At 29.8% G+C, this 21272-nt stretch carries 22 protein-coding genes, 1 tRNA gene and 1 pseudogene; 2 read left to right on the forward strand and 22 right to left on the reverse strand.

Annotated elements, in window-relative coordinates; translation table 11 throughout:
• Nucleotides 1–282 precede the first annotated feature (282 nt).
• From CHB63_RS16780 to CHB63_RS16880, 21 genes and pseudogenes are all read right to left on the reverse strand, one after another.
• Nucleotides 283–495 (reverse strand): heavy-metal-associated domain-containing protein, encoded by a 213-nt coding sequence (locus CHB63_RS16780; RefSeq protein WP_089379644.1) that lies wholly within the window; start codon nt 493–495, stop codon nt 283–285.
• Nucleotides 496–538: 43 nt separating this feature from the next.
• Nucleotides 539–910 (reverse strand): hypothetical protein, encoded by a 372-nt coding sequence (locus tag CHB63_RS16785; protein WP_141107332.1) that lies wholly within the window; start codon nt 908–910, stop codon nt 539–541.
• 126 nt (nt 911–1036) lie between these two features.
• On the reverse strand, nt 1037–3274 hold the full coding sequence (locus CHB63_RS16790; RefSeq protein ID WP_089379646.1) for a heavy metal translocating P-type ATPase: 2238 nt from the start codon (nt 3272–3274) through the stop codon (nt 1037–1039).
• Nucleotides 3275–3365: 91 nt separating this feature from the next.
• Nucleotides 3366–3935: a helix-turn-helix domain-containing protein gene (locus CHB63_RS16795; RefSeq protein ID WP_089379647.1), complete on the reverse strand. Its 570-nt coding sequence runs from the start codon at nt 3933–3935 to the stop codon at nt 3366–3368.
• A gap of 477 nt (nt 3936–4412) precedes the next feature.
• The gene (gene trxA, locus CHB63_RS16800; protein WP_089379648.1) at nt 4413–4733 is read right to left on the reverse strand and encodes a thioredoxin; all 321 of its coding nucleotides are present in this window, start codon (nt 4731–4733) and stop codon (nt 4413–4415) included.
• Nucleotides 4734–5001: 268 nt separating this feature from the next.
• Nucleotides 5002–5823: a helix-turn-helix domain-containing protein gene (locus CHB63_RS16805; protein WP_089379649.1), complete on the reverse strand. Its 822-nt coding sequence runs from the start codon at nt 5821–5823 to the stop codon at nt 5002–5004.
• Between the two features lie 119 nt (nt 5824–5942).
• A complete protein-coding gene (locus CHB63_RS16810) occupies nt 5943–6083 on the reverse strand; it encodes a hypothetical protein (protein WP_217898430.1) in 141 nt (46 codons plus the stop codon).
• A 155-nt stretch (nt 6084–6238) separates the two neighbouring features.
• Nucleotides 6239–6436, reverse strand: a complete 198-nt coding sequence (locus CHB63_RS16815) for a hypothetical protein (protein ID WP_089379650.1) — start codon at nt 6434–6436, stop codon at nt 6239–6241.
• A 101-nt stretch (nt 6437–6537) separates the two neighbouring features.
• On the reverse strand, nt 6538–6963 hold the full coding sequence (locus tag CHB63_RS16820; protein WP_089379651.1) for a hypothetical protein: 426 nt from the start codon (nt 6961–6963) through the stop codon (nt 6538–6540).
• Between the two features lie 26 nt (nt 6964–6989).
• Nucleotides 6990–7553 (reverse strand): carboxymuconolactone decarboxylase family protein, encoded by a 564-nt coding sequence (locus CHB63_RS16825; protein WP_089379652.1) that lies wholly within the window; start codon nt 7551–7553, stop codon nt 6990–6992.
• Between the two features lie 20 nt (nt 7554–7573).
• Complete coding sequence (locus CHB63_RS16830; RefSeq protein WP_176420434.1) at nt 7574–8308, reverse strand: cysteine hydrolase; 735 nt, start codon at nt 8306–8308, stop codon at nt 7574–7576.
• Between the two features lie 379 nt (nt 8309–8687).
• Nucleotides 8688–9380 carry a P-loop NTPase family protein gene (locus CHB63_RS16835; protein ID WP_089379653.1) on the reverse strand — a complete coding sequence of 231 codons (693 nt, stop codon included), beginning with the start codon at nt 9378–9380 and terminating at the stop codon, nt 8688–8690.
• A 251-nt stretch (nt 9381–9631) separates the two neighbouring features.
• Nucleotides 9632–10282, reverse strand: coding sequence for a hypothetical protein (locus CHB63_RS16840; RefSeq protein WP_245857067.1), 651 nt, complete (start codon nt 10280–10282; stop codon nt 9632–9634).
• Nucleotides 10283–10329: 47 nt separating this feature from the next.
• On the reverse strand, nt 10330–10608 hold the full coding sequence (locus CHB63_RS16845; protein ID WP_089379655.1) for a helix-turn-helix domain-containing protein: 279 nt from the start codon (nt 10606–10608) through the stop codon (nt 10330–10332).
• Nucleotides 10609–10968: 360 nt separating this feature from the next.
• Nucleotides 10969–11592, reverse strand: a pseudogene (locus tag CHB63_RS17385) (RteC domain-containing protein).
• A 314-nt stretch (nt 11593–11906) separates the two neighbouring features.
• Nucleotides 11907–12683: a site-specific integrase gene (locus CHB63_RS17390; RefSeq protein WP_262494211.1), complete on the reverse strand. Its 777-nt coding sequence runs from the start codon at nt 12681–12683 to the stop codon at nt 11907–11909.
• A gap of 18 nt (nt 12684–12701) precedes the next feature.
• Nucleotides 12702–13139, reverse strand: coding sequence for an Arm DNA-binding domain-containing protein (locus tag CHB63_RS17395; protein ID WP_317043625.1), 438 nt, complete (start codon nt 13137–13139; stop codon nt 12702–12704).
• Nucleotides 13140–13349: 210 nt separating this feature from the next.
• A tRNA-Arg gene (locus CHB63_RS16865) sits at nt 13350–13423 on the reverse strand.
• A 35-nt stretch (nt 13424–13458) separates the two neighbouring features.
• The gene (locus tag CHB63_RS16870) at nt 13459–13608 is read right to left on the reverse strand and encodes an SsrA-binding protein (protein ID WP_089379658.1); all 150 of its coding nucleotides are present in this window, start codon (nt 13606–13608) and stop codon (nt 13459–13461) included.
• 518 nt (nt 13609–14126) lie between these two features.
• A complete protein-coding gene (locus CHB63_RS16875; RefSeq protein ID WP_089379659.1) occupies nt 14127–16127 on the reverse strand; it encodes a M56 family metallopeptidase in 2001 nt (666 codons plus the stop codon).
• 2 nt (nt 16128–16129) lie between these two features.
• Entirely contained in the window at nt 16130–16495 is a 366-nt protein-coding gene (locus CHB63_RS16880; RefSeq protein ID WP_089379660.1) for a BlaI/MecI/CopY family transcriptional regulator, read from the reverse strand.
• Between the two features lie 145 nt (nt 16496–16640).
• On the opposite strand from CHB63_RS16880, the gene CHB63_RS16885 reads away from it, so the two are divergent.
• Nucleotides 16641–17576 carry a calcium/sodium antiporter gene (locus CHB63_RS16885; RefSeq protein ID WP_089379661.1) on the forward strand — a complete coding sequence of 312 codons (936 nt, stop codon included), beginning with the start codon at nt 16641–16643 and terminating at the stop codon, nt 17574–17576.
• An 80-nt stretch (nt 17577–17656) separates the two neighbouring features.
• Here the strand turns inward: CHB63_RS16885 and CHB63_RS16890 are convergent, their stop codons facing one another.
• Nucleotides 17657–18667, reverse strand: coding sequence for a glutamine synthetase beta-grasp domain-containing protein (locus CHB63_RS16890; protein WP_089379662.1), 1011 nt, complete (start codon nt 18665–18667; stop codon nt 17657–17659).
• A 230-nt stretch (nt 18668–18897) separates the two neighbouring features.
• Here CHB63_RS16890 and CHB63_RS16895 point away from each other — a divergent pair, with 230 nt between their 5' ends.
• Entirely contained in the window at nt 18898–21084 is a 2187-nt protein-coding gene (locus CHB63_RS16895) for a glutamine synthetase III family protein (protein ID WP_089379663.1), read from the forward strand.
• Nucleotides 21085–21272: the final 188 nt, after the last annotated feature.

Here is a 21272-nt window from a genome sequence, read left to right on the forward strand (position 1 = left end):
TAGGTCATATTTAGTTTTAAAGAGTTTCAATTTGTATTCTTTAATTATGAGAAAGTCGACAATTCTTTTTCCGTATCATATCAACAATCTATAAATTTAGATTCGTTGCGTTAAGTTATCGAGAATAGGTTGAATTTTGTATATTCTGTACAACGTATTAATATTAATATAAGAAAAGTTTCGAATTTTTATTATTTAGTTTATAATTTACTGAAATAAAAGAATAGCGATTCAAGTTAGTACTCAACCCGCTATTACTTATTATATTGTTGTATGAAGTGATTATCCTATTCTTTCAATATTGAAACCAACTTTCTTTACCGCACTAACAACATCTTCCTCGGAAGCAGAATTAGATTTAACCGTAAGGATCTTCTGAGAATTGTTTAAATCTACATCCCATTCTTCAATCCCCTTTTCGTTATTAAGTTGAGGGCTAACTTTTGACAAGCAACCTGTACAATTAATATTTGTTTTAAATTTTAAATTTTCCATGATATATAATTTTATATTAATTATTGAAATGATTTTCGATTATTTAAGACTTAGTTTCAACTTTATGGTATTCAACTAAACTTATAAGTGTTGATTTTTTTAATGAAAGTAAGTAAATATGCATTACTGCTATCATCAAACCAGATATGATTCCCTCTAAGTCTACAGCTAAATGAAATGCGATTATTCCATACGTAACAGGTACCATTAATAATAACCCTACAATAGAATACTTTCGAGTCAATAATAATAGACCTGAAATTGCTTCGACCACACCCACCGTTGGAAGTATAAACTTATTTGCCATTAAGCCGGTAAAAGCAGCTATAAGATCTTCATCCATTACATGGTTATGAGGAATAAATTCAAAGAATTTATCCAATCCAAATAGTAATAGTCCTAAACCAAATACCATTCTTATGATGTTATTAATTTTTGTTTTCATAATTACTTAATATTTTATTTGTTATTGAATACAAAGATAATTTGCCACTGAGGAGAATACCTTATGCTTTTTTGTAATTGTTTTATGATATTTTGTTTAAAGTTTACTGGATTTTAGTCGCAAGCTGTTTGCTACAACAGAGACTGAACTAAATGCCATTGCGGCACCAGCGATCATAGGATCTAGTAGGAAACCATTAATTGGATAAAGAATACCTGCTGCTATTGGAATACCAACCACATTGTAAATAAATGCCCAAAATAAATTCTGACGAATTCCTTGAACGGTGTTGGTGGAGAGTTGCAAGGCTTTAGGAATTGACTCCAAATCCGATGTGATCAATGTCATTTTCGCCACATCCATTGCAATATCCGATCCGTGACCCATAGCTATACTCACATCTGCTTGCGCTAAAGCATGTGAATCATTAATACCGTCTCCAACCATAGCTACAATTTGTCCTTGATCTTGTAGATTTTTCACAAAATCTGCCTTATCCGAAGGTAAAACTTCTCCTTTATAATCTGTTAATCCTACTTCCTTGGCAACAGCTCTAGCTGTTTGATTATTATCTCCCGTTAGCATATAAACTTTTATACCTCTATTTATGAGCTTACTAATGGCTGATTTTGAAGAGGCTTTAATTTTATCAGCAATAGCAATAACTGCAACTATTTGCTCTCCAGAAGCGAAAAATATGACGGTCTTTGCTTCCTCTTGCCATGTGTTTGCTTGGGCTAATAAAGTCTCATTTAGTGCAATATTTTTATCTTGTATTAACTTGTGGTTTCCGACATAGAATTTTAATCCATCATTGGTAACGGCTTTTACTCCTTTTCCTGTAATGCTCTCAAAATTTGCCAGTTCAACAACTGCAGTTCCTGTCTCCTTAAGCTTTTTTACGACAGCACTTGCCAAAGGATGTTCTGATTGTGCTTCAATAGACATTAATATACTTGACAACTTATCCTGATTTGTGTTTTCTGCCCAAATCATATTTGTAACAGTAGGTTTACCTTCAGTAATAGTGCCTGTTTTATCTAGCACTATGGCATTAACCTTATGTCCTAATTCTAAACTTTCAGCGTCTTTAATTAGAATGTTGTTTTCGGCCCCTATACCAACGCCAACCATAATTGCTGTAGGGGTAGCAAGACCAAGGGCACATGGACATGCAATAACCAATACTGCAACCGATGTTAGTAAAGCATGAGTAAAAGCATCATTGCCGCCAAATATCATCCATACAATAAAGGTCAAAATAGAAATACTCATAACAACAGGGACAAATATTCCTGCAATTTTATCTACTAGTTTCTGAACAGGTGCTTTACTTCCTTGAGCTTCTTGCACCATTTTGATAATTTGGGAAAGTAATGTTTCACTACCTACTTTTTTTGCTTCAAACTGAAAGCTTCCTTTTTGATTCACCGTTCCTGCAAATACTTTTTCTCCTTTGTTTTTTGCTACAGCAATTGGTTCACCTGTAATCATACTTTCATCAACATACGAATGACCAGAAGATACTATTCCGTCAACAGGGATTTTTTCACCAGGACGTACCACAATAATATTCCCTTTTTCTACGGATGCTATTGGTGTTTCTTGCTCTACACCATCAATAAGAACTATTAGTGATTTAGGTTGAAGTCCCATTAATTTTTTAATGGCCGAAGAAGTATTAGACTTAGCTTTTTCCTCCATCAATTTACCTAATGAGATGAAAGTAATAATCACGGTTGCCGCTTCGTAATATACATGCGGTTGAATACCTCTTGCAATCCAGAATTCAGGAAAAAGCGTATTGAATAAACTAAATAAAAAAGCGACACCTGTACTTAAAGCCACTAAGGTATCCATATTAGCCTTTCGGTATTTTGCTTGTTTCCATGCATTAATGTAAAAAACACGTCCAAAATAGAAGAGAATTGGTATTGTGAGCCCTAATGAAATCCATCTCCCAGGCGCCCAATCCATAAAAAACATGCCTATTACGAATATTGGAAATGTTAGAATTGCTGACCAAATTGTTCTCTTTTTTACATCTTGATAATGCTCACGTTGCATCTCTGCTTGTGCTTCGATTGGATCTTCTACATTTATAATAAGATCATAACCAACACTCCGTAAGGAGTTTTGTAAATCAGTTTCTTTTATTGCATCGTCATATTCTACTAATACCGAATTGGAAGCAAAATTGACACTTGCCTGACTAACTCCTTCTGTATTGGTTAAAATGGACTCTACGCTGGAAGCACAAGCCGCACAAGTCATACCTGTTACTGGAAAGGATTCTTTTTTACTTTTTTTATTCACTGAAACTATTGTATCCATATTTTTAAAGTTTTTAAACTACGATACAAAAGTCGGAAGGTTACATTAATTATTTATTATGGTATTCTGTTTTCCTTTTATAAGATTTTGATTAAAAACTATCTAAATGATTGTGGCCAGGCTTTTTCAGTTTTTTAAATTGGGTTGGGGTCATCCCAGTTTCTTTTTTGAATTGAGACGACAGATACGCCACACTACTATAATCCATTTGGAATGCTATTTCTAATAATGATAGTTCGTCATAAAATATTAATTCCTTTACCTTTTCAATCTTTTGGGACAACACAAATTTCTCAATAGTAATTCCCTCTACAGATGAGAATAAACGACTCAAGTAACTGTAATCATGATGTAATTGGTCACTTAAATAATTTGAAAAGTTAATATATATGGGCTCCTTCGAGTAATGAATGGAATTGATAACTAGAGTTTTTATTTTGCCAATCAACTTTGACTTGTTGTCTTCTAATAATTCGAACCCTCTTTCCGATAATTTTTTAGTCAGTTTTTCTTTTTGGTCTTTGCTAATCTCTTGTTGCGTGATTACTTCACCTAATGTGATGGAACTTGTTTCTAGTTCCAAACGATCAAAAATTTCTTCCACTGTTTCTATACAACGGGGGCAAACCATGTTTTTTATGTGAATTGTTTTATTCTTCATTTCCTTTTTTACATTACATACAACGGTTTACAACATGAAAAATTGCGATTGGTAAATTTTAATTCCCCAGTGTTTGTCATTAAGTTTTTTTTTAGAAACATTCTATTTTATTGAATTAAACAAATTTTTATAACCAGTGTTGTGTAAAGTGATTTTGAGTTCAAATTATTCAGTTTTGTTAAAATTTAATCTGCTACAACTTTTTAATCCGATAAAATAAGAGTCCATCTGTAATTTGTTTTTATAGTTTCAATTTTTCTTATTTTCTTTTTTTATTCCAATATTCAAATCCTTTGTTTCATTGCTGAAATCCGTTGTTATGCACAATTCTATCCATTTCAATTAATCAATCCGAAGTTATGCTAAAATCATTCCGCTCTTATACTAAACAGTTCAACATTTTAAGCGCTAATTACCTTCTGATAGTAACACAGTGCCTAAAGTTTGGCAAAATAAAAATGGAATTAGTGAAAATTGTTAATTTAACAATACTTCTAATTTCTCTCTTATAACTGATTCTGGAACAGCTCCATTTAATTTATCAACTACTTTTCCTTTTTTTAAGAAAAAAAGAGAAGGAATACTTCTTACTCCAAATTTTGAAGCTAGTCCACTATTTTTATCTACATTCACCTTTTGAATTTCAATTTTGCCTTCATACTCTGTCGCTAGTTTTTCCACTATTGGTAAAAGAGATTGGCAAGGACCACACCAATCTGCGTAAAAATCTAATAAAATTGGTTTTTCTTGTCCTATTAAAGTTTCATAATCCTTATTGTTTTCTATTGTTTTCATCATTACATTATTTTTAGAATTATATAAATTTAAATTGTGTCAAAAAAGAGTAACGTCTTTTGTTATTCCAGTTTGTACGTTTAGTTGTATTGAACACCTCAAAATTTAAGGAAACTATTTTTTTAGTTTGGTTAGTGCCAGATTTACTAATTAAATTTTCCATTGTCTATTGTTTAAATTGTTAATAATTAAGTTTGACAATGCAAAGATGCGAAGAGAATAAAGGGATCTAGTAGGTAGGGATTCCCGAAGAGTTAACAATATTACCTATCTAAGCATTTTCTTTAAATATGGATGGGGAAATACCCTCTTGTCTCTTAAAAAAACGACTAAAGGATTGTAAATCTTCATAACCAATTTCATATGCTATCTCTTGTATTTGCAGATCAGAATAGCGTAAAAGTCTTTTTGCTTCTAACATTTTTCTATCTTGAATATATTGTAAAGGTGACTTAGAACTAATCTTTGAGAAAATATTTGATAAAGTTTTAGGGGATTTATTTAATAATTCGGCATATTCAGTGACACTATGTTTTTTTTTAAAATGTTGCTCCACTAAAAAATTAAATTCTCTCACAATATCTAAGGAAACTTTTTCATTAGGGTAATGAGCTTGAGATTTGAAGAGTCTTGTACAGAGGATTAAATATCTCTTAAGCATCATTTGTAACATATCTATTTGCAAGCTATCTTTTGATTGCATTTCAATAGTAAACATTTTCCATAATGTCTCAAATTGTTCTAATTCCTCATTTGGTATTTTAATAATTGGTAGTTGAGAAGCTCCAAAAAATAATATTCCTCTACAGCCAACCTCTGCGTCATGGTCTAACACGCAGTAGAAAGATCTATTAAATTTTAGGAATCTAATTTTGGAAATGTTATTTACTTCAACATTATGAAACTCTGTTAAAAAAACTATTTGATTTTTGGTAAATATATATTCTTGTCCATCAATTATAAGTTTATTAAAATCAGATTCAAACCATAAAACTGTAAGACTACCTTCAATTATTTCGTTTAAAACATCACAATTTTGCTTTTCAAGTGTTTGAAGCTGAAGATATTCTTGGGTATTACCTATGAATTTCATATTGTATAATTATAATTAGTAGTGCTCTAAGATACAGAAACTTTCCTTGTTTCTAAAAAGTAAAAAGCACAAAACTATTAGATTTGTGCTTTCGATTTATTCACTAAAAATATAATTTTTTAGATTATATCAATAGTAAAACCTGCCTTTTTAACAGTTTCTATTACTATTTTAACATCGTCATTGTCCAAATTAACTTCTAAAATTTTATTTGCTTTTTTAGTGTCTACTTTCCAAAAAATCAATTGTATCCACTTCATTTAAAAAAGGTACTACAGATTTTATACAACCATTACAGTTAATATTTGTTTTAAATCTTACGATTTTCATATGTATCAAGCTATTAATTATTCCTTTTTTCGATTTTATTAGTTTAATCACAATACAATTATTTATTGCACAAATTAAATTATGGTTAGTTAGTTACTAATTTTCCACTTTTAAACTCCCCAAAAACAATCACTTCTTTCACTTTTTTATACTGTTCAATTGCACTTAGCATTTGTTCTTTATTATCTCTTCTGATTTTTACACTAGCTTTTGAGTTTTTATTTCGAACTTCTATATAAAATCCATCTTTTAAATTTCTAGGTTTTGTTGATGGTCTTCCCATAATTATAATTATTAGTGTTTTAAGATTGAAAAGTGATTCTTTTTAAAGATTATATAATAAGAGGAAGGATCAAAATAACCTTCCTCATTAGTTAAAAACTACTATGCCTTAATTATTCCTTTTATATCATAATTGATTAAAAAGATTAATGGAACAGCATAAGCCATGTGTCGTGCTAAAGTAATTATTGGCATCATTGGGGATGCATCTAAACCAGCTACTCCTGCACCTAATAATGGCAACATAAAGAGCCACACTAAAGCAACAGTTTCACCCACAACAAAAATTAAAGGGCGTAACCATTTAGGCCCCCAAAGTGATGGTGCAATACCTGCAAATAAGATTGCTAATAAAATACCATTACTATAGTGTCCTACAACACCATAAGCCAATCCTAACCCTGTTTTCATTCCAAGTAGCCCTGGAATATCCCACCATTTCCCTGTTAAAAGTAAACCTACAATATCAAATAGTATTGTTCCTATAATTCCTGCAATTATTGTACTTTTCCAATTGATTGTTTTCATAATTTGATTATTTTAAATGATCTTACTCATGATTTTGACCACTCTCTAGATTTAAATACAGTATCGAGAGATGTGTCTGCTATGTGATTAAAATAGTTGCTAAAGGTTTTTACACCTACCCCTGTAATAACACCTAATACTTGATTCTCATTATAACCAGCATTCAGAAAATCTGCTATTTCTTGATTCGTAACATGACCTCTATTTCTAGTCACAATTCTTGCGAACGTACTTAAAGCTTTCAGTTTTTCATTATTAATGATTCCATTTGACCGGATTGCATCTGTAATTTCAGTAGGAACTTTTGAAGCTTTGTCTGCGACAAAACTATGAGCTGCCATACAATAATCGCATTCGTTTTCGTAGGCTACAGACAAGAAAATAACTTCTTGTTCTACTGAATTGAAACCTGAATTTTGACGAAAGGTTTTATAAGAATGTATATAAGAATCTAATAATGCCGGATTATTAGCCATTTTAGCGTACATATTTGGTACAAACCCCATTGCTTTTTTTGCGTCATCTAATATTGAACTTGCTATTGAATTAGCAGTCTCAAAGGTTTTATGTTCTAAATTAAGTTTTTTCATAATTGCTTATTAAGTATTAATTATTTTTTAAGTTCTTTTTTTAATTCTTCTGTAGTGTAAACATGGCTTGCAATGAATCTGAAATTTGTTTGCGCAGCTGCATTCCCATCATATCCAGGGAGTATTGCTGATGCTGTTGCATCTCCAACTACTGAAACTTCAAATCCGTCTTCTAATAGTTCTCTCATGTGTGATTCTACACATAGATTCCCTGACATTCCTGCAAGGATTACCTTGTCTATTTTTTGTTTTCTTAATTGTAAGCTCAGATCATTTTGTTCAGGACCAAAAACTTTATGAGGACCAACAACTGTCACAAAATCTTTTTCAATATATTTTTTATATCGTTCTAAAAAATCTGCTCCAGAACCTTTGAATCCTTCAAGAGAAAGTTGATCTTCACGATCAAACATTGTTATTTTGTGCATTAAAGTTTCTAAAGCTCCTTCAAATTTCCAAGAATGATCATGTTCATAATAATAGTGAGGTGAGATAAATACTTTAATACCATTAGCTTCAGCTAACTTAAAAAGCGTTTCTAAATTTTCAACGGTATTATTGGCTGTCACACTTTCTCCAACGACACCCCATGTAACGCCATTCGGGCTTAAAAAATCATTTTGTGGATCAGTGATTACAATAGCTGTTGTTCCATCTATTTCAAACCCTGGGTCAGGTAATTGCGCAAAAATGTTTGTACTAATACCTACTATTAAAAATAATGTGAGTATTGATTTTAAAATTTGTGTTTTCATAATTTTAATTAGATTTTATGTTATTTATAATTTTATTCAGCAAAGTTGCGATTTGAAAAGAGGTATTTAATTGGTCATCTTTCCCTATGAGTATGCAATTATTCCTATATATCAATTTTTTCGTTATTCTAATTATAATTTTCTTACAGATTTATCAATTTTGACATTTAGAAAATACCTGATTTTGATTTTAGCAACAACTAAAAAATTTAAAATCATTTTCATCTAATAAGTTTATTAAATACTTTTAAAATGATTTAATAGTAGTTTTGATACTCTTTTTCAATATAATCTTTACTTAAATTTAAGTTAGAAATAAGTTCAGATTCAATGAATAAGCCTACAGTAATAGTGTAAAAAAGTTTAGCTAAAAAAAATTCTATATCCTTTTGTCTTTTGATGAACTATTAAAACAAATTAGGTTGAACATTGATCTTAAGCGACTTCTAACACGACTTCCATATCTTTTTTCCAGTTCTACTGCGTTGAGGTTTGTCGTGATGTGAGTTAAAATCCTTCCCTTCGACAAGCTCAGGGCAGGCTGACTTATGTTTGTAAATAAGTCATAGCGTGAAAGAAGTATCTCACCCATAACATTGCATTCTTTGATATAGTGACAGCCTGTTGGCTCTAATCCTAAATCATCAAAACAATAATTTTTGGTTTCGTTGTATTTTTCGAGTACTTCAAATCCGGATGCATTGAAACTGAATAATATGTTACGAGTTGGAATGATTTCATAATTTGTTTTGTGTGGCGCTAAATAGGGTAAAAGCTTCATTAGTGATGTTTTTCCACAACCTACGGGGCCAGTTAATAATAATCCTTTGTTGGTGTCTATTCCCATTTTAGCACAGGTGAAATGGTCTTGAATAAAGTAGGAGCATAGTTTAAATATCAATTCTTCGTCCTCTTTGTAGATTTTAAAGTTTTTACCAAATAATAAATGTCCTTTGATGTTGAGGTAGGTTTTTATTTTTTCGAAATCGTAATGAACGGTGTTGTTGTCTTTAATTTCTCCGATTTGGAATTTTGAGGTTCCTTCGATTTTTATGTGAGGTTGTGGTTTCATAGTGGTTGGATTTTTATATTTCTTAAATTTCTCTGAAGTATACCAAGTTAGTTTTTAGGTTTCTTTAGTGTTCTTTTCATTTTGCCTTGATGCAAAACGAAACAAAAAATCAAGCCTTGGATTTTCAGCGGTCAAATTGGTTTTTGAATCCTAAAAGAAATGAACTCGCAAAGCTCAAACACCATTTCTTTTTGCGGACTCTTCAAACATTTGACACTCGCTTCCAAATCCTAGGGCGGTTTAAAATTTCGTTAAAGTCGTTCATCGTAATTTTTGTTTCGGTTGGTGTTGAGGTTGTCTTGAAATTGGTCAGGTTGTAAATTGTTTGATTTTTCTCCCAGTGTCAATTTCATTTCTTCAGCTTTTAACATCCAACTTCGGGCGGTGGCTTGCCAATCGACCATTTTTGCTTTTCCCCCAACTTTCCATCCGATGCCCTGGTAATGATTGAAAAATTTTTTGGTTTCCAATTTTGGGTATTTTTCTTTTGCGATTGCCTCAAGTCTAATAAAGTTTATAATATGTTTATTAATGTTTGTATTAGATACCAGAGCTTGTCCTGAAATGGAATAGTTTAAATCCACTTCTTGACTATAAGTTGTTTTAGAACTTGTCTCAAAATTGAACATCTTTACCCTACTGCCTTTAAATGGATTGTGCGAAGGCTTGTAACGAATATATTTCCAATGACTTAACTCCCTAACACATTTGTGATATGTGGATTTTGAACCAATTTTTGAGAATGACATTATTTTTTCTCGGTTTATGAAAAATTCTTCTGGAAAACGGTTGTAGTTCCAGAACTGAAATAAGGCAATGTATAGACTTATATGTGTTGGGTTTAATCGGTTGTCTTTTGAGAATTGATTTAGCACCCCGTTTAGGCATTTGATGTAATTCATAGTTTTAATTAATGAGATTCCGAATCAAGTGCGGAATGACTTGAGGCTTAAAATTTGTTATGAATGCTATTTTCTTTCATTACTTTTTCAATTTCCTCAGCATCATAAAAAATGATACCTCCAATTATGGTATATGGGAGTGTTCCGTTAATTCGTAAAGTTTGACATGTTCCCGGACTGATTTTTAACAGCTCCATCAACTCACTTGATTTTAAATACTTCTTCACTCTTGTTGAATTTGTATTTTCTAACAATTTTTTAAACTCTTCTAATAATTCAATTTTGAATTCTCTTAAATCATCTGTTGTAATAATCTGTGTTGGCATTTTTTAAATGTTTTTTGAATTAATAATTTTTATAGCGATTTGACTTTCGTGCTACAAAACAGTGAAGTTTTATCGAGAATTCTTCGGTAGTCGGGTCCAACTACCGAAAAATTTTAACATTTACAAAATACTTACTGATTGATTTTTAGCGCTTTATCAAAATAAATAATTTTGAAGATACTCTATTTTAGGATTGTTCATTTTAAAAAATGACTAGAAACGACCAAATTCGGGTTGAAAATGGCTTCTTTTTTATCAAAAAACACCTAAGATGTAGTTTTCGGTAGTCAGGTGTAACTACCGAAAAATTTTAACATTTAATTTTTTATATTATATTGACAGACAATTACTTATGTTTTTTTACTGTTCAGATTGCATTTTTTGAAGTAGTCGTATTTTCATTAAATAAAGAAATTTTGTAGGGTCTTTTTCCCTTGCCTTACTTTCACCATATGTTTTGTAAATATTGCCAAGATCTAGATTGAATAAATCCTTGCAAACCAAAACAAGTTTTTTTATTTCTGCTTCACCATTTCGTATTGCTCCAACAGCATTTAAACCATACAATAATTATGTTAATTCTGTTTTAGTTCCAGTCCAATGCAAATCTTCTAATATTGGAGGTTTTACTTCTTTTACTCTTCTGTTTTTTTCTTCTTGGTTAAGTATTAAAAGTTCTGTTGCGTAAAATTTTGTAACTAAATCATAGGCTATAACTTCAGCTGCTTTTATATCGTGACTTGTTGAAAATTTCGGATCTTTATCTAATAGAAACACATTGCTAAACAAATCTAATTGACAGTTACCTCTTGTAAAGTATTTATCATCTAAACTACAACCGTTTTGTGTGTAATATTTAAAGAATTCTAGATTTCTTTTTTTTCGAGTTTCGATTTTTTTTAAAGACTTCCTAATAAAATTTCTTTGATAAGAAGTACTCGCTTGTGGTTTTTCTATTAGAAACGTATTTTTTAGAAGATAAATAGATTAATTGTCCGAGAATTTTGGTTTTTGGTATTTAAAAAAAATGATTTCATCTTCTTTTGAAGTGAAATTATTTCTTCTTATATAAACTCTTAGTTGATTTAAAAATTCTCTTGTAAAATTAATGCTTTCATTAAATTTTTTAATTCATCCTGCTTTGAATCGTTTATAAAAGTAATTCTGAACTTATAGTTTTCTATAAGTGTTTCAATTTCTTTCATAGATTTTTAGGTTAGCTAGTTTAAAAATCCAAAATACTAAAAATCATTAAATTATAGTTAACTACTTGATTTTTGATTCTTTTTGTCGTTTTTTTAATTGGATTTATTAGCTAATGAGACCTTAAGAGCATTCATATCATCGCTTACTTTTCGTTCAATTACTTTGGCATATATTTGTGTTGTGGCAATTTTGGTATGTCCTAACATTTTTGAAACTGTTTCAATAGGTACTCCATTAGTTAGCGTAACTGTAGTGGCAAATGTGTGTCGTGCCATATGAAAAGTAAGGTTCTTTTTAATACCTGAAAAGTTTGCAACTTCCTTTAAATAGCTGTTTAGTTTTTGATTGGTGATTATTGGGAATAATGTTCCTGTTACTTGTGTCATCAGATGTGTACTATATTTATTAATAAGATATTGTGCTTTTTCAAGTATAGGAACTTTAACTGTCATGTTTGTTTTTTGACGCTTGGTAATTATCCAATTATTACCATCTATGCCTAAATGAATATGATCTTTTGTAAGATTTATTATATCACTATAACTAATACCAGTGTAGCAGCTAAAAATAAATAAATCTCTAACTCGTTCTAAGCGTTCTGAAATGAATTCGTGAGATTCAATATTTGATAATTCATTGTCTGAAAGAAATTCTCTATTTGTTTTTTCAAAAGTTGGCTTCCATCTAATGAAAGGATCTTTTTGAAGCCATTCGAGATGATAGGAAAGGGTTACAATTTTCCTAAGCCTTTGTATATGTTTCATCATCATATTCTGCCTCAATGATTTTGGATGACCTTTAGGCCAATAATCGTAAAGAAAACTTTCGAAATCACATATAAATTTATAGTTCAGTTCATTTAAATATATATCAGAAGTTTTTCTTTTTTATTCTAAAAATTTAGAAATGTAATTTTCAGTAATTTCAAAATTTCTTATAGTTCCTGGAGCTAATGTATTTTGAATTTTGTTTGAATGATAGGCAATGATTTCTTTTAGCGTTTTATTATTCTCTCCTTCACCTAAAAATGCAGCTTTTATTAATTGTGTCGTTATTAGTTTTTCTTGGTTGTATAAATCAATATGAATTTTATAGAGTTTTGCTTTAACTTGTTCAATGAATTGATTTTGATTTCTAGCATTTAAACTGTTTCCTTTTAACCTAGATTTTGATTTATACCAGGAATCAATCTTTATTTTACGCTTTAGACTTATGTTGGCACATTTCTGATTTACAGTAACTCTTGCGTATAATTCGTCTTCATTCTTTTTAGCACGTGAAGGATTAATCCAAATTAGAATTGAAAAAGTTGTTGATGTTTTTATAGTTGTCGTCTTTTTTAAGTTAAACTTTGTTCAAGACGAAAGTCAAATCAACTATGGATTCTTGGTCATCTGGTCAACAATGTTGACCGCGTATTTTTTTGTTGACCAAATATATTAAATTAAATCAATTTATACGGTGGCCTAAAAATAAAAAATCCTTGCAAAACATAATGTTTACAAGGATTTGGTTTTAAATGCTTAAAGCTCTAGTGACCTCGACTGGATTCAAACCAGTAACCTCTTGAGCCGTAATCAAGTGCGCTATTCAGTTGCGCCACGAGGCCGTTTTGAGGGTGCAAATATAATATAATTTAATTATCTACAAACTATTTTTTGTAACAAAATACCGCCAACCAATAATTGCCATTTGCCATTTTTTTGCTTTGCTAATATCAAGTCCTTTTTTTGTAAAACCAGGAATTAGAAGTTTGTTAATTTTTGCTAATATTTTAAATAGTTGTTTTTGCATATTGTAAAAGTACATAATTAAAAAAATCCCACAAAAAGTGGGACTAATTTCAAAGGTGTTTAAATTTAAATTCTGATATTTTTAAGTTAAAATAAGTAGTTAATAATTGCTAATACTAGTTCTATCACTAATAGGAAAATTGAAATCATACCATTGAGTTTTAAGGTTAATAATTAGTTTGAGAATTAATTCTTAAATTAAGATATGACTATTGTTATTGTACTTCCAACTATTTTTATTGATATTATTAAGTTTGACTTCTATTTGTTAACTTAAAAATGATATTAATTTTGATATGTAAATTAAATACTACATAAATGTTTAAAACTGAAATCTTTTAATAGCTAAAACTTAAAAAATATAAGTAAGTAATGAGTATTTTTGAGTTGATTTTAAAAAGTAATGAAGAAATAGTTCTTGAGATTGGGTTAAATATGGCTTTCTATCTTTTAATAAAATAAAAACACTCTTTTATTTTATTATAAAAGAGTGTTTTTAAGCAGATATTATTTTTTGATTTATTCCTTTTTAGTTGTTATTTCGATAACGCCATTTTCTGCTTTTTTACCATATTTTTCAATTGCCTTATTTCCTTTTATAACATTCATGGTTTTAATATTATCAGGATTTATTTCTTTGGCTTCTTTAGAATTCATTTCTTTATCATCAACAATAAATAATGGTTTTGAATTTTTAGAGTTAACATGGTCTTTTAATGTAATTTTTACTACTCCGTTTTCTGCTTTTTTGCCATATTTCTCAACTGCTTTTTCTCCTTTGAATACATTTACACTTTCAATTGAGTCTGGATTAATGGCTTCCATTTCTTCTTGGCTTATTTCTTTTCCGTTCAAATAATATTTTGGTTTTTCGTTTGGAGTAGTTATAAATACAAAATTATCGTTTTTTATTTTGTGTTTATTTATACTGTTGCCATCTGTTTTAACAATAAATACATTCTCACTGTTGTCATCGTTTTTAATTTCAATTGTAGTGTCATCATCAAAATGATATTCTAAATTGTTAACTTTTACGTTGTATTCCCTGTTTAAATTAAGTGAATCACTTATCTCTTCAATTAATTTTAGCTTTTTACTTTCATTATTTTTATGAATCCAAACATTTTTTCCATTTCCTTTTAAAGTGATTTTTTCAGAAATAATAGAATCATTGTCAATTGTAGTTAAATAGATAATACTTTCTGATTTATCCGAATCTTGATCAATTTCCACATCTTTAATTGTCCAGGTTTTTTCTTTTCCATCAGAACTAATAAAAATGTGGTTGCTGTTTTTATTTGGTTTCCCTTTAGGCTTCGCATCTCCAGATTTATGAATTTTATATGAAAAATGTTTATCGTGTATTTCGCTTACGTTTCCAATTGTTATTGAATTGGTATCTGAGTCATAAGATATTTTAATTGGATTTATTGGTTTACTTCCAGAATTTGAAAATTTTGACCGTAGGTTTTCACCTTTAGCATCTATTTTAATCGCAGTTATTTCATTGTCAGAATTTCTTTTTATTCCTTTAAATGTTATACTAATATCAAATTCATTTTTAAAAAAAGAAGTTTCTTCCTTTAGGTGTTCATCTATAGAGGTTTTGTCTATAAGCAAGTCAACCTTTAAATTACTTATTTCTTCAATTTCAACAAGTTTCTTTTCTTGAGCAATAATTTTAGTGTTAAAGGATAAAATAAATGCAACTAATATTGGTAAAAGCAAGGCATATTTCCATTGATTTTTATTTGTTGATCGGTTTTTTTGTAACATAATTATTCTTTTTTTAATTAATGAATTGTAAAAATTATTTGTTATTTCTGTGCAATAGTTTAGTTTGCAGGTTTTTAGTAGAGTAAGTTGATAAAGTTGTTGGTTATTTGCTAGTTCCAGTGCATGTTCATCAGCTAAAAACTCTAAATTTTGTTGAACTGCTTTTTTATATAACCAAACAAATGGGTTAAACCAAAGTGTAATTACTAATAAATGAGCTAAAATTGTATCAACTGAATGCCATTGTAATACGTGTGCTTTTTCATGATTTATTATTTGTTCCAATTCATCTATTGTAAATTGTGATTTGTTATAAATAATTACGTTGAAAAAAGAAAAAGGGGAGATGTTATTAGATGTTTCTACAAAATAATAATTTCCTTGTTTTATAAATTGATGCTTGGAAAGCAAATATCCTAATGAGAATAATTGAATGAGAAATTTGACACAGAAAAATAAGAAACCAAACAAATATAAATAGGTAGCAATTTGTATCCAATTAATTGAATTTTCTTGAACTTCAACATTTGTAATTTGTAAATCTGAGTAATTAAATGTGTTCAATTGGTTTATCGATTGTTCAACATAAATTGGAATTTCTATTAACGGTATTGATAAAACAAGTATAAGACCTATTAAAAAGTACCATCTTATAGATTTAAAAAAGGTTTCATTTTTTAAAAAAATATAATAAAACAAAAACAGTATTATTACTAAACCACTGGCTTTTAAAAAATAGTCCATAATTATTGATTTTTCTTATTTTCTATAATTTTAATTATTTCTTTTAATTCATCAACACTTATTTTTTCTTCTTTGGCAAAAAATGAAACTACATTTTTATAAGAGTTTTCGAAATAATTATTAATTGCTGTTGAAAAATATTTTTTTCTATAATCTTCTTTTGAAATATTTGGGTAATATCTATGGGTATTACCAAAGGCTTCATGGTTTAAAAAACCTTTATCTTCCATTTTTCTAATAACAGTTGAAACGGTATTGTAATGAGGTCTAGGTTTTGGTAATTCGGCAACAACTTCCTTTACAAAAGCTTTTTTTAGCTTCCATAATACTTGCATTATTTCTTCTTCTTTATTAGTTAATTTATCCATGTTGAAAAAAGTTTAAAACAAATATAAACTATCAATTTAGTTACACAACTATAAAAGTAGTTAATTAACAAATAATTAAGTTTTCAATTATAAAAACAAATTCAAATACGATTTTAATTCTATTATATTTGCAAAAAGAATTTAAATGGATTTGTTATTTATTATTATTGGGTTGGTGTTGTTGATATTAGGAGGGAACTGGTTGTTAAAGGCTGCCGTAGGCTTTTCTTTGCGGTTACAAATTCCTAAAATTGTTATTGGTATGACTGTTGTGTCATTTGCTACTTCAGCACCAGAATTAATTGTAAGTATAAGGTCTGCACTGGAAAATCACGCTGATATTGCACTAGGTAATGTTATTGGTTCTAATATTGCTAATTTAGGAATGGTATTGGCAATTACAATTTTAATTTCGACCATAAGTGTAGAAAAAAGTTTTTATAAAACTGATTGGCCCGTAATGATGATTTCATCGTTATTGCTTTATGGTTTTATTGCTTTTGATGGAGAATTAGTGAGGTATGAAGGGATTATTCTTTTATCAATGTTGATTGTATTTCTAATTTATTTATTAAGATTTCAAAAACCAGCGGTTGTAGATGAAATGCCAGAGGATGATGAAGAATTACCATTGTATAAAAATGTGTTATTTTTAGTTATTGGAGGTGTAGCTTTATGGGGAGGATCTGAATTGTTAATAGATGGAGCGGTTGGTATGGCAACTAAATTTAATATAAGTGAGCGAATAATAGGAATAACAATTATTTCTGTAGGAACAAGCATTCCAGAATTAGCAGCTTCTGTTATTGCAGTATTAAAAAAGGAAAAAGCAATTTCGTTAGGAAATTTAATAGGATCCAATGTGTTTAATTTATTAGCTGTTTTAGGAATAACATCTATAATTACCCCAATTAAAGTGACAGATCAAGGTTTGCTAACAAATGATATCTATTGGATGCTTGGTTTTTCTTTGTTGGTTTTTCCATTAGTATTTGGACCAGTAAAAATGAAATTGAGTTGGAAGGAAGGGCTTATACTAATTATATTATATGGAGGTTTTATTTATAAAATGATTTTATAATTTAATAAAATTATTAAAAAATAGCACAAAAAAACACTGCAATTGCAGTGTTTTTTTTGTTTTATAAATATAAAGAATAATTATATTTTTGCTGATTTTACAGTTTTAATAATTATAGAAGCTACTTTGTATGGGTCAGCATTTGAAGCTGGACGACGGTCTTCTAACCAACCTTTCCATCCTTTTTCAACTGTGATAATTGGAATACGAATTGAAGCACCTCTATCAGATATTCCATAAGAGAAATCAGATACGTGAGCTGTTTCGTGTAAACCAGTTAATCTTTCATCATTATAAGCTCCATAAACACCAATATGATCTTTAGTTACAGGTCTAAATGCTTCACAAATTTTGTTATAAGTATCTTGAGATCCACAAGTTCTTAATACAGTATTTGAAAAATTTGCGTGCATACCTGAACCATTCCAATCACCTTTAACAGGTTTTGGGTGTAATTCAATATAGTAATTGTATTTTTCAGTCAATCTGTTTAATAAGTAACGAGCAATCCAAATTTCGTCTCCTGCAGTTTTTGCACTTTGTGCAAAACATTGAAATTCCCATTGTCCTGGAGCAACCTCTTGGTTTATACCTTCAAAGTTAAGTCCGGCATCAATACAAAGGTCCGCATGTTCTTCAACAAAATCTCTACCCCAAGTATATCTACCACCAACTGAACAGTAATATTTTCCTTGTGGTCCAGGGAAACCTCCACGTGGGAATCCTAAAGGTAAATCAGTTTTAGAATCCATTAAGAAATATTCTTGCTCAAAACCAAACCAAAAATCGTTATCGTCATCATCAATTGTTGCACGATGATTTGATACGTGAGGAGTTTTATCAGCATTTAATACTTCACACATTATTAAGTATCCATTTTTTCTAGCAGGATCTGGATAAATGGCAACTGGTTTTAATAAACAGTCAGATGCACCACCTTCAGCTTGTTCAGTTGAAGAACCGTCAAAAGACCAGATTGAACAATCCTCTAATTTTCCACTAAAATCATCTTCTACTTTAGTTTTACTTCTTAATTCTTGAGTTGGTTGATGACCATCTAACCAAATGTACTCTAATTTTGATTTGCTCATATATGTTGTAATTTTAAAATAAATTCAATAATGATTGCAAAAATAAAGATTTCTTTCTTACGGTAAAAAAATTAGGGTATAAAATATTTAATAAGTAATCATTTTTATTAATACCCTATTTTTTTTAGGGGTAAATAAAAAATAATAAAAAATAAGTTAAATTTTATTCATTATTTATAAAAAAATTTTAAAAATTATTTACCTTCGTGGTAGAAATAAAAAATTATAAGATGGCAACATTAAGGTTTAGTGCAATTCAACTTGCTCAAAGTAGAAAGCCAATAGAGATATTCGAACCAAAAAAGCGTTCAGAAATATTTGGTAAAAATGTGTTTAATGAAAACACAATGCGCCAATATTTAACGACTAACGCTTTTGATGGCGTTATGAGCTCAATTTTAAATGGGAAAAAAATTGATCGTAAAATTGCTGATCAAGTAGCTGCATCAATGAAAGAATGGGCCTTATCAAAAGGAGTAACACATTACACCCATTGGTTCCAACCATTAACAGGAGCTACTGCAGAAAAACACGATGCTTTTTTTGAGACTATAGGAGGGGGAATGGCTATTGAAAAATTTGGAGGTAGTCAACTAGTGCAACAAGAACCAGATGCTTCAAGTTTCCCACATGGTGGAATTAGAAATACTTTTGAAGCACGTGGTTACACGGCTTGGGACCCTACATCACCGGCATATATTTATGGTACAACACTTTGTATTCCAACTATATTTGTTTCTTATACAGGAGAAGCATTAGATTATAAAACACCCTTACTAAGGGCTTTGCATGCAATAGATGATGCAGCAACAGCAGTATGTAAATATTTTGATAAAAATGTTAAAAAAGTGACGTCTTCATTGGGATGGGAGCAAGAATATTTTTTAATCGATAAAGCTTTAGCGGCAAGCAGACCAGATATTACAATAACAGGTAGAACTTTATTAGGGCATTCACCAGCTAAAGGACAACAATTAGATGACCATTATTTTGGTTCAATACCAAGTAGAGCATTTAGTTTTATGCGTGATTTGGAGACGGAATGTATGTATTTGGGTATTCCAGTTAAAACCCGTCATAATGAAGTAGCTCCAAATCAATTTGAATTGGCACCTATTTATGAAGAGGCAAATTTAGCCGTAGACCATAATTCATTATTAATGGATATTATGGGTCGTGTTGCAATGCGCCATGATTTTAAGGTCTTATTGCATGAAAAACCTTTTGCGGGTGTTAACGGTTCCGGAAAGCATAACAACTGGTCTTTATCAACAGATACAGGTATTAATTTATTGGGACCAGGAAAAACCCCAATGAGCAATCTTCAATTTTTAACTTTTTTTATCAATACAATTAAGGCAGTTTATAAAAATGAAGAATTATTAAGAGCTGCAATAGCATCAGCAAGTAACGATCATAGACTTGGTGCAAATGAAGCTCCACCTGCAATTATGTCTATATTTATTGGTGAACAATTGACTAATGTATTAGAAGAGCTAGAAGGAGTTACAAAAGGAAAATTGTCGCCTGAAGAAAAAACAGATCTTAAATTGAACGTGGTTGGTAAAATTCCTGATGTATTGTTAGATAATACAGACAGAAATAGAACTTCTCCCTTCGCATTTACAGGTAATAAATTTGAATTTAGAGCTGTTGGATCAACCGCAAATTGCGCAAATCCAATGACCGTTTTAAATACAATAGTAGCAAAACAATTAAAAGATTTTAAAATAGAAGTTGATGCTTTAATTGAAGACAAAGATTTAAAAAAGGATGAAGCCATATTTAATGTGTTGAGAGAATATATTAAATCTTCACGTAATATTTTATTTGAAGGAAATGGTTATGGAGTTGAATGGGAGAAAGAAGCTAAAAAAAGAGGATTAAGTAATAATAAAACAACACCTGAAGCTCTAAAAGCTAAAGTATCTAAAAAGTCTATAGAGATTTTTGAAGAAATGAATGTAATGAGCAAGAAAGAAACAGAGGCTCGTTACGAAATTGAAATGGAAGATTACACCATGAGAATTCAAATAGAATCGCGTGTTTTGGGTGATATTGCAGGAAATCATGTAGTGCCAACAGCTGTTCGTTATCAAAATATGTTAATCAAAAATGTAACAGGTTTAAAGGAAATATTTGGAAGCGATTTTGAAAAACATGCAAAAGAGCAAATTAAACTTATAAAAGGTATATCAGCTCATATTGAAGCTATTCATGAGAAAGTTGACGCTATGATTGACGCCAGGAAGAAAGCCAATAAATTGGATAATATAGAAACAAAGGCTAAAGAATATTGTAAAAATGTAAAGCCATTTTTAGATGCGATTAGGTACCATTGCGATAAGTTAGAATTAATGGTTGATGATGAAATATGGCCATTAACAAAGTATAGAGAGTTACTTTTTATTAGATAATAAGTTAAAACTAAAAATCCTGCAATTTGCAGGATTTTTTTGTTTTATACCATTTGTTTATTTAATTAAGTAGTTTGTTGTTAATTACCTAGTGTTAATTGTATATGTAACTTAAGTAACTAAGTATATTCATTATAAATTATTGAATATTAAGGAGTTGAGTTGTGTTTTTGATAATTATTATGTTA

The sequence above is a fragment of the Lutibacter flavus genome, from assembly GCF_900188355.1.
Classification (GTDB): domain Bacteria; phylum Bacteroidota; class Bacteroidia; order Flavobacteriales; family Flavobacteriaceae; genus Lutibacter; species Lutibacter flavus.

Excerpts from the sequence above, each read along its gene's own strand:
- CHB63_RS16780 (WP_089379644.1), bottom strand. The coding sequence starts at position 495 with ATGGAAAATTTAAAATTTAAAACAAATATTAATTGTACAGGTTGCTTG.
- CHB63_RS16785 (WP_141107332.1), bottom strand. The coding sequence starts at position 910 with ATGGTATTTGGTTTAGGACTATTACTATTTGGATTGGATAAATTCTTT.
- CHB63_RS16790 (WP_089379646.1), bottom strand. The coding sequence starts at position 3,274 with ATGGATACAATAGTTTCAGTGAATAAAAAAAGTAAAAAAGAATCCTTT.
- CHB63_RS16795 (WP_089379647.1), bottom strand. The coding sequence starts at position 3,935 with ATGAAGAATAAAACAATTCACATAAAAAACATGGTTTGCCCCCGTTGT.
- trxA (WP_089379648.1), bottom strand. The coding sequence starts at position 4,733 with ATGATGAAAACAATAGAAAACAATAAGGATTATGAAACTTTAATAGGA.
- CHB63_RS16805 (WP_089379649.1), bottom strand. The coding sequence starts at position 5,823 with ATGAAATTCATAGGTAATACCCAAGAATATCTTCAGCTTCAAACACTT.
- CHB63_RS16810 (WP_217898430.1), bottom strand. The coding sequence starts at position 6,083 with ATGAAGTGGATACAATTGATTTTTTGGAAAGTAGACACTAAAAAAGCA.
- CHB63_RS16815 (WP_089379650.1), bottom strand. The coding sequence starts at position 6,436 with ATGGGAAGACCATCAACAAAACCTAGAAATTTAAAAGATGGATTTTAT.
- CHB63_RS16820 (WP_089379651.1), bottom strand. The coding sequence starts at position 6,963 with ATGAAAACAATCAATTGGAAAAGTACAATAATTGCAGGAATTATAGGA.
- CHB63_RS16825 (WP_089379652.1), bottom strand. The coding sequence starts at position 7,553 with ATGAAAAAACTTAATTTAGAACATAAAACCTTTGAGACTGCTAATTCA.
- CHB63_RS16830 (WP_176420434.1), bottom strand. The coding sequence starts at position 8,308 with ATGAAAACACAAATTTTAAAATCAATACTCACATTATTTTTAATAGTA.
- CHB63_RS16835 (WP_089379653.1), bottom strand. The coding sequence starts at position 9,380 with ATGAAACCACAACCTCACATAAAAATCGAAGGAACCTCAAAATTCCAA.
- CHB63_RS16840 (WP_245857067.1), bottom strand. The coding sequence starts at position 10,282 with ATGAATTACATCAAATGCCTAAACGGGGTGCTAAATCAATTCTCAAAA.
- CHB63_RS16845 (WP_089379655.1), bottom strand. The coding sequence starts at position 10,608 with ATGCCAACACAGATTATTACAACAGATGATTTAAGAGAATTCAAAATT.
- CHB63_RS16870 (WP_089379658.1), bottom strand. The coding sequence starts at position 13,608 with ATGCAAAAACAACTATTTAAAATATTAGCAAAAATTAACAAACTTCTA.
- CHB63_RS16875 (WP_089379659.1), bottom strand. The coding sequence starts at position 16,127 with ATGGACTATTTTTTAAAAGCCAGTGGTTTAGTAATAATACTGTTTTTG.
- CHB63_RS16880 (WP_089379660.1), bottom strand. The coding sequence starts at position 16,495 with ATGGATAAATTAACTAATAAAGAAGAAGAAATAATGCAAGTATTATGG.
- CHB63_RS16885 (WP_089379661.1), top strand. The coding sequence starts at position 16,641 with ATGGATTTGTTATTTATTATTATTGGGTTGGTGTTGTTGATATTAGGA.
- CHB63_RS16890 (WP_089379662.1), bottom strand. The coding sequence starts at position 18,667 with ATGAGCAAATCAAAATTAGAGTACATTTGGTTAGATGGTCATCAACCA.
- CHB63_RS16895 (WP_089379663.1), top strand. The coding sequence starts at position 18,898 with ATGGCAACATTAAGGTTTAGTGCAATTCAACTTGCTCAAAGTAGAAAG.